15 protein-coding genes are annotated in these 14,196 nt (G+C 70.1%); 12 read left to right on the top strand and 3 right to left on the bottom strand.

What is annotated here, in order from left to right; all coding sequences use genetic code 11:
• The first annotated feature begins 96 nt into the window (after positions 1-96).
• The 10 genes from MKK58_RS06435 (at position 97) to hslU (ending at position 8,848) form a co-directional block, all read left to right on the top strand.
• Positions 97-564 carry a tRNA (cytidine(34)-2'-O)-methyltransferase gene (locus tag MKK58_RS06435; RefSeq protein WP_243911280.1) on the top strand — a complete coding sequence of 156 codons (468 nt, stop codon included), beginning with the start codon at positions 97-99 and terminating at the stop codon, positions 562-564.
• 84 nt (positions 565-648) lie between these two features.
• Entirely contained in the window at positions 649-1,338 is a 690-nt protein-coding gene (locus tag MKK58_RS06430; RefSeq protein WP_243911279.1) for a PspA/IM30 family protein, read from the top strand.
• Between the two features lie 36 nt (positions 1,339-1,374).
• On the top strand, positions 1,375-1,644 hold the full coding sequence (locus tag MKK58_RS06425; RefSeq protein WP_055948388.1) for a YiaA/YiaB family inner membrane protein: 270 nt from the start codon (positions 1,375-1,377) through the stop codon (positions 1,642-1,644).
• Between the two features lie 51 nt (positions 1,645-1,695).
• Positions 1,696-2,622 carry an oxygen-dependent coproporphyrinogen oxidase gene (gene hemF / locus MKK58_RS06420; RefSeq protein ID WP_409565200.1) on the top strand — a complete coding sequence of 309 codons (927 nt, stop codon included), beginning with the start codon at positions 1,696-1,698 and terminating at the stop codon, positions 2,620-2,622.
• The gene (locus MKK58_RS06415) at positions 2,619-3,209 is read left to right on the top strand and encodes a suppressor of fused domain protein (protein WP_243911278.1); all 591 of its coding nucleotides are present in this window, start codon (positions 2,619-2,621) and stop codon (positions 3,207-3,209) included. Before hemF ends, MKK58_RS06415 begins: the two co-directional genes overlap by 4 nt.
• Positions 3,209-4,336, top strand: coding sequence for an ATP-dependent RecD-like DNA helicase (locus MKK58_RS06410; RefSeq protein WP_243911277.1), 1,128 nt, complete (start codon positions 3,209-3,211; stop codon positions 4,334-4,336). Before MKK58_RS06415 ends, MKK58_RS06410 begins: the two co-directional genes overlap by 1 nt.
• 83 nt (positions 4,337-4,419) lie before the next feature.
• Positions 4,420-4,815 carry a GFA family protein gene (locus MKK58_RS06405; protein ID WP_243911276.1) on the top strand — a complete coding sequence of 132 codons (396 nt, stop codon included), beginning with the start codon at positions 4,420-4,422 and terminating at the stop codon, positions 4,813-4,815.
• Positions 4,816-4,927: 112 nt separating this feature from the next.
• On the top strand, positions 4,928-5,464 hold the full coding sequence (gene hslV, locus MKK58_RS06400; RefSeq protein ID WP_243911482.1) for an ATP-dependent protease subunit HslV: 537 nt from the start codon (positions 4,928-4,930) through the stop codon (positions 5,462-5,464).
• A gap of 79 nt (positions 5,465-5,543) precedes the next feature.
• Entirely contained in the window at positions 5,544-7,214 is a 1,671-nt protein-coding gene (locus MKK58_RS06395; protein ID WP_243911275.1) for a methyl-accepting chemotaxis protein, read from the top strand.
• A 320-nt stretch (positions 7,215-7,534) separates the two neighbouring features.
• Positions 7,535-8,848: an ATP-dependent protease ATPase subunit HslU gene (gene hslU, locus MKK58_RS06390; protein ID WP_243911274.1), complete on the top strand. Its 1,314-nt coding sequence runs from the start codon at positions 7,535-7,537 to the stop codon at positions 8,846-8,848.
• A 52-nt stretch (positions 8,849-8,900) separates the two neighbouring features.
• Here hslU and MKK58_RS06385 read toward each other — a convergent pair whose 3' ends face one another.
• The 3 genes from MKK58_RS06385 to MKK58_RS06375 form a co-directional block, all read right to left on the bottom strand.
• The gene (locus MKK58_RS06385; RefSeq protein WP_243911273.1) at positions 8,901-9,977 is read right to left on the bottom strand and encodes an MBL fold metallo-hydrolase; all 1,077 of its coding nucleotides are present in this window, start codon (positions 9,975-9,977) and stop codon (positions 8,901-8,903) included.
• Positions 9,978-10,056: 79 nt separating this feature from the next.
• Positions 10,057-11,142: a Rieske 2Fe-2S domain-containing protein gene (locus MKK58_RS06380; protein WP_243911272.1), complete on the bottom strand. Its 1,086-nt coding sequence runs from the start codon at positions 11,140-11,142 to the stop codon at positions 10,057-10,059.
• A 413-nt stretch (positions 11,143-11,555) separates the two neighbouring features.
• On the bottom strand, positions 11,556-12,152 hold the full coding sequence (locus tag MKK58_RS06375; RefSeq protein WP_243911271.1) for a hypothetical protein: 597 nt from the start codon (positions 12,150-12,152) through the stop codon (positions 11,556-11,558).
• 181 nt (positions 12,153-12,333) lie between these two features.
• Between MKK58_RS06375 and pgeF the strand changes: the two genes are divergently transcribed.
• Both pgeF and MKK58_RS06365 read left to right on the top strand, forming a co-directional pair.
• Positions 12,334-13,122 carry a peptidoglycan editing factor PgeF gene (pgeF, locus tag MKK58_RS06370; RefSeq protein WP_243911270.1) on the top strand — a complete coding sequence of 263 codons (789 nt, stop codon included), beginning with the start codon at positions 12,334-12,336 and terminating at the stop codon, positions 13,120-13,122.
• 253 nt (positions 13,123-13,375) lie between these two features.
• The coding region (locus tag MKK58_RS06365; RefSeq protein WP_243911269.1) for an outer membrane protein at positions 13,376-14,196 on the top strand (821 nt) is incomplete at its 3' end.

The following is a 14,196-nucleotide window of genomic DNA, read 5'->3' as shown; positions in this document are numbered from 1 at the left end:
TTGCTGCAGCGTCCCTTAGCTATGCCGTCTTGACCGTCCGCCAACCGGGGGGCGATGCCGCACGGAACCGCCCGCCCCCGTCCTGAGACGCCGCTGATGCTCCATCTCGCCCTCTACCAGCCCGACATTCCGCAGAACACCGGCACCCTACTGCGCATGGCCGCCTGCCTCGGGGCCGCCGTCGAGATCATCGAGCCGGCGGGCTTCGACGTCTCCGACCGGCACCTGCGCCGCTCCGGGCTCGACTACCTCGACCGGGTCGCTGTCACGCGCCACCGCTCGTGGGACGCCTTCGCGGCCTGGCGGCGGGCGCAGAACATCCGCCTCGTCCTCGCCACCACGCAGGCCGCCCTGCCCTACACGGCGTTCGCCTATCGCGACGGCGACTGTCTGCTGATGGGTCGGGAATCGGCCGGCGTGCCCGATGCCGTTCACGCCGCGGCGGATGCCCGGGTGGTGGTGCCGATCCGCCCCGACCTGCGCTCACTCAACGTCGCGGTCTGCGCCGCCATGATCCTGGGTGAGGCCCTGCGCCAGATCGACGGCTTCCCGGCTCCAAATTGAACGTCGTGCAAAATCGCACTTGAACACCGTTCAAATTATGCGACAACCGGGCGGTGGACGACAGCCACCGACCCGGAGCCCATCATGCTCAGACTGTTTCGCACCCTCGCCCGCGGCGCCGCCGCCCGCGCCGAAGAGGACCTCTTCGACCGCAACGCCCTCCTGATCCTCGACCAGCAGATCCGGGAGACCCGCGCCGCCCTGGAGCGCAGCCGCCAGGCGCTGGCCGCCTCGGTGGCCGGCGACCGCGCTGAGGAGCGTCGCCTCGCCGAGGTCGAAGCCCGCGCCGCCGACCTCGAGACCCGCGCCGTGGCGGCGCTCCAGGCCAACCGCGAAGACCTCGCGGCGCAGGCGGCCGAGGCGATCGCCGAACTGGAGGCCGAGCGCGACGCCATCCGCACCGCGCGGAGCCGCTTCGCCACTGAGCTAGCCCGAATCCGCGCCAAGGTCGCCGACGCCACCCGGCGTCAGGCGGAACTGGAGCGGGGCCGTCGCCTCGCCGCCGCGGCCGAGACGGCCCGGCGCCTGCGGGTGAGCGCGGACCCGCAGGACCGGGCGACCCTGAAGGAGGCCGAGGCGACGCTCGCCCGCCTGCGCAGCCTCCAGGCCGCGGCCGACGACACCGAGGCGGCCCTGCGCGAGGCCGAGCCCGGCGCCGACATCGCCGAGCGGATGGAGCGCGCCGGCTTCGGCCCGAGCAGCCGCCCGGCCCCCTCCGTGATCCTCGACCGCCTGCGCGCCCGGGCCGAGGCGGCAGAGTCGTCGGCCATCTGACCGTCCCGTATCACCCCTCATCCAAGGAGCACGACCATGACCAATGAGACCACGCAGCATTCCGGCGCCTGGGTCGCCTTCACCTACGCGTCGTTCCTCGGCTCCGCCGCGATGGTGGGCCTCGGCATCCTGTTCATGCCCATCGACATCTGGATCAAAGGATATCTGGCCATGGGCACGATCATGCTCGTGCAATCCTGCATCACCGCCACCAAGACCATCCGCGACGTCCACGAGGGCCGGCGCATGGTGAATCGGATCGAGGACGCCAAGACCGAGCGGCTGCTGATGTCCGTGAAGGATTGAGGGCGCCCCGACGAATTGACGGCCGGCCGGCGGGATGGGACATCCCCCGGCATGACCATGCCCGAATCCTCCGTTCCCCCGCTGCCCGAGGCCGAGCGCGACGCCTTCAAGGCCGAGGCGACGGCGTGGTTCACCACACTGCGCGACCGGATCGTCGCCGCCCTCGAGACCTTGGAGGCGGAGGCGACGGGGCCCTTCCATCCCGACGCCCCGACCGCGCCGGGACGTTTCGAAAAAACGCCCTGGCAGCGCACCGACCACACCGGCGCCCCCGGCGGCGGCGGTACCATGGCGATGATCAAGGGCCGGGTCTTCGAGAAGGCCGGCGTCCACGTCTCGGCCGTGCACGGCGAGTTCGCTCCCGAGTTCCGCGCCCAGATGCCGGGCGCTGCCGAGGACCCACGCTTCTTCGCCACCGGGATCTCGCTGATCGCCCATCCCTGGAACCCCAACGTGCCGACCGTGCACATGAACACCCGCTTCGTGGTGACCACGAAGACCTGGTTCGGCGGCGGTGCCGACCTGACGCCGGTGCTCGACCGGCGCCGCACGCAGGACGATCCGGATTCGCTCGCCTTCCACGCGGCGATGCGGGAGGCCTGCGACGCCCACGCCCCGGCCGCCGACTATGCCCGCTACAAGGCCTGGTGCGAGGAGTACTTCCACCTCAAGCACCGCAACGAGCCGCGCGGCATCGGCGGCATCTTCTACGACTATCACTGGACCGGCGACCCTCAGGCCGACCTCGCCTTCACCCGCGACGTCGGGGGCGCCTTCCTCAAGGCCTATCCGGCCATCGTGCGCGCCAACCTGGCGACGTCCTGGACCGAGGCCGACCGGCTGGAGCAGCAGGTCCGGCGCGGGCGCTACGTCGAGTTCAACCTGCTCTACGACCGCGGCACGATCTTCGGCCTGAAGACCGGCGGCAACGTCGCCTCGATTCTCTCGTCGCTGCCCCCGACGGTGCGCTGGCCGTGAGCGGCCCGGCCGCCCCTCCGGCGGACATCACCGAGACTAACCGCGCGGTGGCGCGGATGCTGGCGGGCGCCTTCGGCGGCCGCCCCTCCGTCGCCCGGCACGCCGACGAGACCGGGCGCAGCCACGTCGACATTCTCACCTGCCGCGACGCGCCCCGTCCCGGCCTCATCGCCTGCGCGACGGTGACGCTGGCCAACCACCCCCTCTACCAGGACGGCGTGGAGTTCCCCGGGCGCTGCGAGATCCTAGGCGTGAGTACCGACCCGGATGTGGCGCGCATGCTGGCGGCCTGCGCCTTCCAGGTCATCGACGGACGCTGGTTCCTGGCTCCCGGCATCGTCTTTCCCGGCCTGCTCACCGGCCTCTCGGCGAGCCTCGCCCACGTCCTGTTCGTGCCGCCGGTCCTGTTCGAGGCGCGCCTTCAGACGCTGGCGACGCCCGACGCGGCCCTGGCCTTCCTCCAGGCCGTGCCGATCTCGCAGGCCGAGTACGCCTTCGCGGAAGAGTCCGGCGGCGACGCCCTTGAGGACCTGTTCGCGACGCGCGGCACCGACCTATTCGACCTCCAGCGCCCCTCGGTGCTCTGATGGCCGAAGGCAAGACCGGTCTTCCGACCCGCTTCGCGCCCCAGCAGGACGCGGCCCTGAAGGCGATTTCCGACTGGCGCAAGTCCGGCGGCGCCCAGGTCTTCCGCCTGTTCGGCTATGCCGGCACCGGCAAGACCACCCTCGCGCGGCGCATCGCCGACGACGTCGAGGGTACGGTGGTGTTCGGCGCCTTCACGGGCAAGGCCGCCTCGGTGATGCGCCAGAAGGGCTGCCACGACGCCGCGACGATCCACAGCCTGATCTACCGCACCAAGGAGACCGAGGAGGGCGGCCCGGCTTTCACCCTGAACCGGACCGGGCCGGTCTCGAAGGCCGAGCTCATCGTCATCGACGAGTGCTCGATGGTCGATTCGGATCTGGGCAACGACCTCCTGTCCTTCGACCGGCCGGTTCTGGTGCTCGGCGACCCGGCGCAGCTGCCGCCGGTGCGCGGGGGCGGCTTCTTCACCGAGGCCGAGCCCGACGTGATGCTCACCGACGTCCACCGGCAGGCCGCCGACGACCCCATCGTCCGGATGGCGATGACGGTGCGCGAGGGCGGGCGCCTGTCGATCGGCGAGTACGGCGAGAGTCGCATCGTCTCGCGGCGCGCCATCGACCCGGCCGTGGTGCTCCAGGCCGATCAGGTGCTGGTGGGCATGAACAAGACCCGGCGGCTCTACAACAACCGCCTGCGTGAGCTCGCCGGCCACACCGACCCGATGCCGGCGGTGGGCGAGAAGCTGGTCTGCCTGCGCAACGACCGGACCAAGGGCCTGCTCAACGGCTCCACCTGGACAGTGCACGCCCAGCGCTCCTCGCCGCGCGCCGACACGGTGCGCCTCGACGTGGTGCCGGAGGACGACCCGGCCCTGCGCCGCCGTCCTGTGGACATCAAGGTGCTCAAGGCGGTGATGTCGGGCTCCGAAGAGGAGATCCCGGCCTTCCTCAAGCGCGAGACCGACGAGTTCACGTACGGCTACGCGCTGACCGTCCACAAGGCGCAGGGCTCGCAATGGGACGACGTCGTGCTGTTCGACGAGTCGTTCGCCTTCCGCGAGCACCGGGCACGCTGGCTCTATACCGGCCTGACCCGGGCGGCGAAGCGGATCACCGTCGTCGTGTAGGGCGACTTGCCTGGTGCAGGGCGCGACTTGCACGGCTCGGCCTCGTCGGGGACAACAGGTGCGAACGCGAGGGGGGATTCTGCATGGCCTTGACCGGACGCTGCCGCTGCGGCGCAATCCACTACGCGGCCGAGGGTGAGCCGAGCCACAGCGCCCTGTGCCACTGCGCCGATTGCCGGCGGTCCACGGGCGCGCCGGTCGTCGGCTTCGCGCTCTTCCCGAACGACCGGATCACGATCACCGGCACGCCCACGGCCTATGAATCCTCGCCCGGCGTCATCCGCGAGTTCTGCGGGACCTGCGGCACCAACCTGTTCTACCGCAACGAGGCGGTGTTCCCCGACCAGGTCGACTTTCACACGGCGACCCTGGACGATCCCGACGCGCTGCCCCCGTCGATCCGCATTCAGGTCGCGGACGCCCCCGCATGGTTCGGCCGGTTCGACGCGCTGCCGGCCTTTCCGCGCTATCCCGAATAGGCCACGACCCCGGCGACGCTTGGAGCGGACCCAGCGAGCGACTACGTGAGCGGGGTTCAGAACCGAACCGGAGCCTGTCTTGTCCCATTCCGAAGCGAGCGGTCCGCCGCAGATGCACGCCACGACGATCCTGATGGTCCGCAAGGGCGGCCGGGTGGTGATCGGCGGCGACGGGCAGGTCAGCCTCGGCCAGACCATCGTCAAGGGCAATGCCCGCAAGGTCCGGCGCCTCGCCAAGGGCTCGGTGATCGGCGGCTTCGCGGGCGCCACGGCCGATGCCTTCACGCTCTTCGAGCGGCTGGAGGCCAAGCTCGAGCAGTATCCGGGGCAGCTGACCCGGGCCTGCGTCGAGCTGACCAAGGACTGGCGCACCGACCGCTACCTGCGCCGCCTGGAGGCGATGATGCTGGTGGCCGACAAAGAGGTCAGCCTGCTGCTCTCCGGCGCGGGCGACGTGCTGGAGCCGGAGAGCGGTGTGATGGCGATCGGCTCGGGCGGGAACTACGCCCTGTCCGCCGCCCGCGCGCTGGAAGATAGCGAACACGATGCGGAAGAGATCGTTCGCCGCGCCATGCGGATCGCGGCCGAAATCTGCGTCTACACGAATGACAGTCTCGTGATCGAAACGCTGGAGACGTCCGAAATTTAGCGAAGGGCTCGGCCGTTAACCGAAGTTTCCGAGACACTGCTTACCAGCTTGTATCAAAGCTCCGAGCAGGGTCTCGAACATGACGATCAAGGCGAAGATACTGATGTTCGTCCTGGCTTGCGGGGCGATCACCCTGCTGGTCGCCGGCGTCGGAATCAGCACCCTCTCGGCCTTCAACGACGCGATGGTCGAGTCCCGGCATGCGGCCCGCCGGGCCCTCGACGCGGCCAACGTCAACCGTCTCGTCAGCAACGTCGTGCTCGAATCCCGCGGCGTCTACGCCGCCAAGGACACGGCCGACGCACAGAAATACGCCGACCGGATGCGCCAGAACCTCACGGCGATGAACGACCTCCTCGCCGCCCTGGGCCGGCGCGTGCCCGAGGCGGAGCGCGCGCAGTTCGAGCGGGTCGTACAGGGGGCCGCCACCTTCACCAGCCTGCGCCAGGAGATCGCCCGGGCCGGGACCGCGGTCGCCCCGAAGGCGGCGGCGGATCTCGGCTTCAACGAGGCCAACCGGGCCAACCGGCAGGCCTTCCAGGATTCTATCGACACCCTGGTCGCTGGCGAGCAAGCGCAGGTCGCCGCCATCGACGCGGCCACCGACGCCCTCTACGCCAGCCGCCGGACCCTGCTGATCGCCCTCGCGGTGGGCGGCACCCTCGCGGGCCTCGGGCTCGGGCTCGTCGTCGCCCACCGCCAGATCGCCGCGCCCCTCGCCCGCGTCACCGCCGCGATCCGGCGCCTGTCCGAGGGCCAGCTCGACCTGCCGGCCGTGAAGCCCGGCCGGGACGAGATCGGCGCGATCTGGGCCAGCATGCAGGTCTTCGCCCATTCGATGCGGGAGAGCGCGACCCTGCGGGCGACCCAGGACGAGGCCGCCGGCCTCGCCTCCAGCCGGCGCCGCTCCGAGCGGACCGAACTCGCCGACCGCTTCCAGGGCAGCGTCGGCGCCCTCGTGGGCGACCTCTCGGGCGCCGCCGCCGCCATGGAGGAGACCGCCCGGGCGATGTCCGCCCAAGCCGATCGCACCAACCGGCAATCGGCCGCGGTGATGCGCGCCGCCGAGGAGACGGCGCAGAACGTCCAGGCGGTGGCCGCCGCCACCGAGGAACTCGCCGCCACCGCCAACGAGATCGGCCAGCAGGTCGGCCAAACCTCGGCCGCCGCGGCCGAGGCCGTCGAGAGCAGCCGGCAGACCAATGCCCGCGTCGAGGCCCTTGCGGCGGGCGCTGCCCGCATCGGCGACGTCGTCGCCCTGATCTCGAACATCGCCGCCCAGACCAACCTGCTCGCGCTGAACGCCACCATCGAGGCGGCGCGGGCCGGCGAGGCCGGCCGCGGCTTCGCGGTCGTCGCCTCCGAGGTGAAGACCCTGGCGGCTCAGACCGCCAAGGCCACGGATGAGATCACGGCGCAGATCGGCATGATCCAGGCGGCCACCCGGGAGACCGTGGAGTCCATCCGCGCGATCGGCTCCACCATCGGCAGCGTGCACAGCATCGCCCTCGGGGTCGCGGCCGCGGTGGAGGAGCAGCAGGTCGCGACCCAAGAGATCGCCCGCAGCGTCAGCGACGCCGCCCGCGGCACCCACGACGTCACCGAGACCATGGCCGAAGTCCAGGGCGCGGCGGTGGAAGTCGGGGCCGGGGCCGCGCAGGTTTTGGCCTCGGCGGCGGAACTCGCCCGGCGCTCCAGCGCCCTCGACGGCGAAGTCACGCACTTCGTCGGCTCGATCCGGGCCGCCTGAGGCGCCGCGACGTCTGGAAAGGGCGACGCGGCGCGCTTAAGTCGGGGGCGTGCGCCAGTCAGCCCCCTCTCCCGCCCGACGCGGCCTCGCTCCTGTACGGAAGGGGGCGACTCGCCGCGAGGTCCCGTCGTGATCCCCGCCGACCGCCCGGCGGGGCCAAGCGCTGCGCGCGGGCGCGACGGCACCGGTCCGACAATCCTCTTCACCTCCGGGGTCCTTGGCGTGGCGCCCGCCGCCCGCCGCAGCCCCTTTCGCGCGCTGATCCTGCGCGCCCTCCCCCGCCCCCTGGTAGCCCGGCTGCCGCATCCGATCGGAGCGTGATGACCACCTTCTCCCCCCGCGAGATCGTCTCGGAACTCGATCGCTTCATCGTCGGGCAGGCCGACGCCAAGCGCGCCGTCGCCATCGCGCTGCGCAACCGCTGGCGCCGGCAGCAGCTCACCGGCCCCCTGCGGGAGGAGGTCGCCCCGAAGAACATCCTCATGATCGGACCGACGGGCTGCGGAAAGACCGAGATCGCCCGTCGCCTCGCGCGCCTCGCCGGCGCGCCCTTCCTCAAGATCGAGGCCACCAAGTTCACGGAAGTCGGCTATGTGGGCCGTGATGTGGAGCAGATCGTGCGCGACCTCGTCGAGGTCGGCATCGGCCTCAAGCGCGACGAGAAGCGCCGCTCGGTGAAAGCCAAGGCCGAGGCGGCGGCGGAGGGCCGCATCCTCGACGCCCTGGTCGGTCCGACCGCGAGCCAGGCCACCCGGGACAGCTTCCGCAAAAAGCTGCGCGCGAGCGAACTCGACGACAAGGAGGTCGAGATCGAGCTCGCCGGTGGCGCCCCGGGCGGTCTACCGATGTTCGAGATTCCCGGCATGCCGGGCGCCTCCATGGGTGCGGTCAATCTCGGCGACATGCTCGGCAAGGCGCTGGGCGGGCAGAAGGGCAAGCCGCGCCGGATGACGGTGAAGGACGCCTACGCACCCCTGCTGGCCGAGGAATCCGACAAGCTCGTCGATGCCGAATCCCTGACCCAGGAGGCGATCCGCGAGGTCGAGGACAACGGCATCGTCTTCCTGGACGAGATCGACAAGATCTGCGCCCGCGAGGGCCGTTCCTCGGCGGACGTCTCCCGCGAGGGCGTGCAGCGCGACCTCCTGCCCCTGATCGAGGGCACGACGGTGGCGACGAAGCACGGGCCGGTGAAGACCGACCACATCCTGTTCATCGCCAGCGGCGCCTTCCACGTCTCGAAGCCCTCCGACCTGCTACCGGAGCTGCAGGGCCGCCTGCCGATCCGCGTCGAGCTGCAGCCGCTCACCGTCGAGGATTTCCGCCAGATCCTGACCTCGACGGAGGCGAGCCTCCTGAAGCAGACCGTGGCGCTGATGCAGACCGAGGGCGTCACCCTCGAATTCAGCGAGGATGCGGTGGACGCCCTCGCCCGGGTCGCCGTCGACGTGAACAACTCGGTGGAGAACATCGGCGCCCGCCGGCTGCAGACCGTCCTGGAGCGCGTCATCGACGAGATCTCGTTCACGGCCACCGACCGCTCCGGCGAGACGGTGCCGATCGACGCCGCCTATGTGCGCTCTCGCGTGGAGAGTCTGGCGGCCAACGCGGATCTAAGCCGGTTCATTCTCTGACCGTACGGTGCCGGGATCATGGGCCTTCGGCCTTCGATCCGGGCGCGGGGTATCAGCCCTCCCAGACCTGCCCGGGCCGCATCGCCACGAACCGCTCCGGCGCAATCCCCTGTTCGGCACAGGCGTGCGCCAGGGCTTCCACCGGCTCCTCGATGCCTTCGTCGGTGAGCTGGAAGGTGCCCCAGTGGTGGCCGAGCATCTGGTCTGCCCCGAGCATCAGTCCGGCCTCCACCGCCTCGGCCGGGTTCATGTGCTGGTCCTTCATGAACCAGCGCGGCTCGTAGGCGCCGATCGGCAGCGTGGCGAGGCGCGGCGGCCCGAAGCGCGCGCGGGCCTCACGGAAGGTCGATCCGTCGCGCAGCCCCGTGTCGCCCGAATGGTAGTGCACGCCCACCGGCGTGGTGAGGACGAAGGAGCACCAGAGCGCCATGCGCCGGTCGTTGAGCCCGCGGGCCGACCAGTGATGGGCGGGCGTGACGTGGACGGTGAGGCCGCCGCCGAGGTCCAGCGACTCGCCCCAGTCACGAGTCTCGACATGCATCGTATCGTCATAGGCACGCAGGACCGTCTCGTTGCCCAGCGGCGCGAGGATCAGCGGCTGATGAGCCTGCCAGATCCGCGCCACCGCCGGCCCGTCGAGATGATCGTAGTGGTTGTGGGTGATGAGCACCACGTCGATCGGAGGCAGGTCGGCGAAGGCGATCCCCGGCGGGTTGACGCGCTTCGGGCCCGCGAACCGCACCGGGCTCGCCCGGTGGGCATAGACCGGATCGACCAGGATGTTGCGACCGGCGACCTGAAACAGGTAGCTCGCATGCCCGATCAGGGTGACGCGCAGGCCCGCGACGCGTTCCGGTGGCCGGTCGGGGGCATAGGGACTCGGGTGGAAGGCCGGCCAGTCCTGGCGCAAGGGGCTGTCCACCCCGCGCCGGGAGCGCCAGCGGGCGATGTCGCCCAGGGTCTTGTCCGGCGGCTGGCCCGGGCTGTGGAAGCGGACCCCGTCGAAATGGTCGCTGCGCGGCCCGCGATAATAGGGGTTGCGCCCGCGCTTGTGGGCGGCATAGCCGACCCCGCCGAGCGTCATCACGGTGGCGGCGCTCAACGCCTTGATCAGACTGTGCCGTTTCATGGACCCGAGATGGCGGCTGCGGCGCGCCGATCAAGCGCCGCGGCCGCGCATCGTAGTCGGAAGAGACGCCGCAGGGCCGTCACGAGCGCCAGCGCAGCTCCTGCCGGGCAAGGGGATTTTCGAAGGGACGCCCTTCGCGGGCGGCCTGCAGCGCCTCGCGCTTGAGCCGGAAATACCATTGCGAGGGCAGATCGCCCTGGCCGAACAGCACCATGGTGGGCTTGCGGTCGAGGCCGGCCTGAGCGTGCTGGAGCACCTGCTGGTCCTGAGTGAGGAACTGACGCATCAGCGGGCGTGCCAGCGGCTTGAGGAGGTTCAGCGCCGGCATGTTCCAGTAGAGGGCGTTGGTGAGCATGGTCCGGTTCTGGGTCAGCGGCGTCGCGAAGGTGTAGTTCGCCACTCGCTTCGTCCCGGCCTCGATCCGCTCGAGGCGCACGCCGGGCAGGCGGAACTCGATCTCCACGGCGGGCACTCCGCCCAGCAGCCGGTAGACCGGCGAACTCGTCGTGGTGGCGTGGCTCGTCATGGTGAAGCCGTGCGGGGTCGGCGTGAAGGTCTTCACCTTCTCGCGCAACTCCTTCGAGGGCCGGAACCACCAGGAATCGTGGACGAAGGCGACGTGGCCGGGATCGACGAGGCTCAGGGTCGTCAGGTCGAAGGACGCCTCGACCACGAGTTCGACCACGAGGGAACCGGCCGCCGTGAAGCCGAGCTCCGGCAGCGCCGCCGGGGGCGAACCGGTTTCCACTCCGAGATAGGGATTGACCCAGGCGAAGCCCGCGCTCTCGCGAATGGGGAAGCGCTGCACGGCGATGCGCGAGAAATCGGCCGTGTCGGAGGCCGACAGGGTCGGCACGTCGCGGCAGCGCCCATCGGTGCCGAAGCGCCAGCCATGGAACGGGCACGTGAGTTCACCGCCGTCGAAGCGGCCCTTCGACAGGGCCATGCCGCGGTGCGGACAGCGGTCGCGCAGGGCGAAGGGCGCGCCGGAGGCCTCGCGGCCGAGGACGATCTGCTCGCCGTTGAGTTCGACGGTGCGCAGCGTGCCCGTCTTCAGGGCGTCGGAGCGGCCGACGCAGTACCACGCGTCCGCGAGCGGCTGGCGCATGGCGTCCGGGTCGAGTGCTGCCTCGTCGGGCGCCGGCATCCGCAGGGCTGTGGACATGGGGAGGGACGGGTCCGTGGCCTTTGGGCGGAACGCGCGATCGCGTCGCGGCGCCCCGCAGGGGAAGGCCCGATGCTTTAGACCTCCGGCGGGGCCGAGGCCAGTCGGACGCCTGGCCCACCTCACCCCGCCGGAGGGGAGCGTCGGATGGGCGCGGGCGCGGGCCTTTTCAAATCGGATGGGGCTGACTAGCTTCTGTTCACCCGCAACGAACGAAAGGAGGTGATCCAGTGTCTCATTGTCATCAGCCGCTCATCCCGGCCTCCCGGACCTGGACCGTCGCCTCCGGCGCAGCCTTCTAGCGCTCGACGCGATCGTATCAGTTTCGGCCGGACATCAAGCGGTTCGGCAATGGAAAGGCCGCCCCTCACGGGGCGGCCTTTCGATGTTTCGGGCGACCCGTTCGGGCGGCGTCAGACCGTGCTGCGCTTCTGAAAGATCGGCTGGGCGAGGGCCTCGGCCCGGGCGGCCCAGAGATCGCGCTCGCTGCGGATCTCGGAGAGCTTCGCGGTCTCGCCCGCGACTTGGGCACGCAGGTCCCGGATGTCCTGCTCGAACGCGGCCTGCCGCGCCAGGAGGCCATCCCGTTCGGCCCGGATGTCTTCGAGTTCCTTGAGCTCGTCCTCGACATGAGCGCGCAGGCCGCGCAGTTCGCGAGCAATGACGCCTTGAAGAGCGTCATAGCGGTCGTGCTCCACCTTGAGCTTGGCCTTGAGCATGATGTTCTCGGCCATGAGGTCGGAGACATCCGAGGAAGTCGAGTCCGCGGCGGCCGGACCCGGTACGACCACCCGCGGAACCCATGTGTTGGCGGCCTCGGCACCGCGCGCCTCGCCGGACGTCTCCGTGGATCGCGCGGTTTCGCGGTGCTGCGAAGCGGCCGTCGGCTGAGCCTCAGACGCGGTCGGCGCGGTCACCGCCTTCATCGCCGCCAGCCAGTCGCGCAGCGGACCTGGCTGCGGTCTGGTGGCCTGATCCTGGTGCGCGTAGTGACGGGCTGCTTCCGACATCGGTTGGTCCTCGACTCTGAGAAGCATCCGACCAAAACATGCTTAATGAACCGTAAAGGATGCCGATCCGAAAGTGCGCCGCAGATGCTTCCTCGGCGAATGGAACGCGGCTTTGTCCTGATCATCCCAGGCGAGGCCGCCTCGTCCTCGCCGCGCCCCCTCCCCTGACGAGACGTGATCCATGATGCGTGACGCTCCCGAGGCCATCGAGGCACCCTACCTGTCCGGCCTGTCCGGAATTCGGCACGCCTACTTCACCCGGCGTGGCGGTGTGTCCGAGGGGATCTACGGCTCCCTCAACGGAGGGCTCGGCTCGCACGATGCCCCCGCACACGTGGCCGAGAACCGGCGGCGCATGGCAGCGCACCTCGCCGTCGGCGACGACCGTCTCGTAAGTCTCTACCAGATCCACTCGTCCGAGGTGGTGGTGCTCGACGGACCCATCCCCGTTGCGGAGCGCCCGAAGGCGGACGGCATGGTGACCCGGGTTCCCGGACTGGCGCTCGGCATCGCCACCGCCGATTGCGGCCCGATCCTGTTCGCGGATGCACGCAACGGCGTGGTCGGCGCCGCCCATGCGGGTTGGAAGGGCGCCCTGACCGGCGTGATCGAGGCGACCGTCGCGGCGATGGAGGGGCTGGGAGCACGGCGCGCCGACATCGTCGCGGTCCTCGGCCCGACCATCGCCCAGCCGGCTTACGAGGTCGGACCGGATTTCATCGCCCGCTTCCGCGCGGAAGCGGCGGGCTTCGAGCGCTTCCTCGGTGCTGGCGCACGCGACGGGCATGCCCAGTTCGACCTGCCCGGTTTCATCCTGGCGCGCCTCGAGGAGGCCGGCATCGCGAGCGGAACCGCGCTCAGACGCTGCACCTATTCGGAGCCGGAGCTATTCTACAGCTACCGGCGCACGACCCACCGCGGTGAGGCCGATTACGGCCGCCTCATCTCGGCGATCAGCCTCGTCGGCTGACGCGTCCAGCCCCCTGCGACAATCTGTCAGGAAAAATCGTGTTCGTGGCGCGAACCTTGGCCATTCAGGCGCGTTCTCGTGGCAAGTAGCCGAAAAGGCGCTGCGCGTATCGCCACAAAGGGGCCGTGTTCCATGCGGCTGGCGTGATCGCAGAGCAACAGCTTCTTGCTGTCGGCTCACTTAAAGACGGGGAACTGCAGCGGACGCGACCAGCAATAGGTCGGACGTTGCCTGACAGTCAGAGGACCAGATCATGAAATCCTTCCTTCGCAGCGCCACCACGCTCGCCGGCATCGCTCTCGCCGGCTCCGCCTTCGCCGCCGACCTTCCGCGCCGCGCGGCTCCCCCGGTGTTCGTGCCGGTGCCGGTGTTCACCTGGACCGGCTTCTACGCCGGTATCAACGCCGGCTACGGCTTCGGCACGGGCAACGACAACAACCGCACGACCACCGTGCTGGCCACCGCGCCCGTCTTCGCCCCCGGCGCCGTCGGCGCGGCCGTGTTCAACAACCGCAACAACAACGAAGGCTTCGTTGGCGGTGGTCAGATCGGCTACAACTACCAGTTCACCCCGGGCTCCGGTGTCGTGATCGGTGTCGAGGCCGACGCTCAGTACGTCGACTTCGGTTCGCAGCGGAACAACGCCTCCATCATCGGCGCGAACGTCAACAACCTGACCTTCGTCAACCCGAACGGCCTGTCGGGCCTCGACTACTTCGGCACCGTGCGCGGCCGCCTCGGCTACGCCTTCGACCGCACTCTGGTGTACGGCACCGGCGGCTTCGCCTACGGCGGCGGCGGTGGATCCGATTTCGGCCTGCCCAACAGCAGCCGCAACGCCTTCCGCACCGGCTGGGCCGCTGGCGGCGGCATCGAGTACGCCCTGCCGACCGACTCGTTCCTGAACTTCTTCAAGTCCTCGGCCGTGACCCTCAAGGTCGAAGGCCTGTACGTGAACCTCGACCGCGACAACGCCAACAACGGCGTGTTCGCCTACTCGCCCGCCACCGGCGCGACCTACTCGGTCAACACCCCCGGCGTGGTCACCACCGGCTACAACAACCGCCGCTCCGA

Origin of the sequence: Methylobacterium sp. J-078 (assembly GCF_022829285.1) — a bacterium.
Lineage (GTDB): Bacteria > Pseudomonadota > Alphaproteobacteria > Rhizobiales > Beijerinckiaceae > Methylobacterium.
The sequence above is the reverse complement of the archived record's forward strand: the minus strand, read 5'-3'. Positions and strand labels throughout refer to the sequence as shown.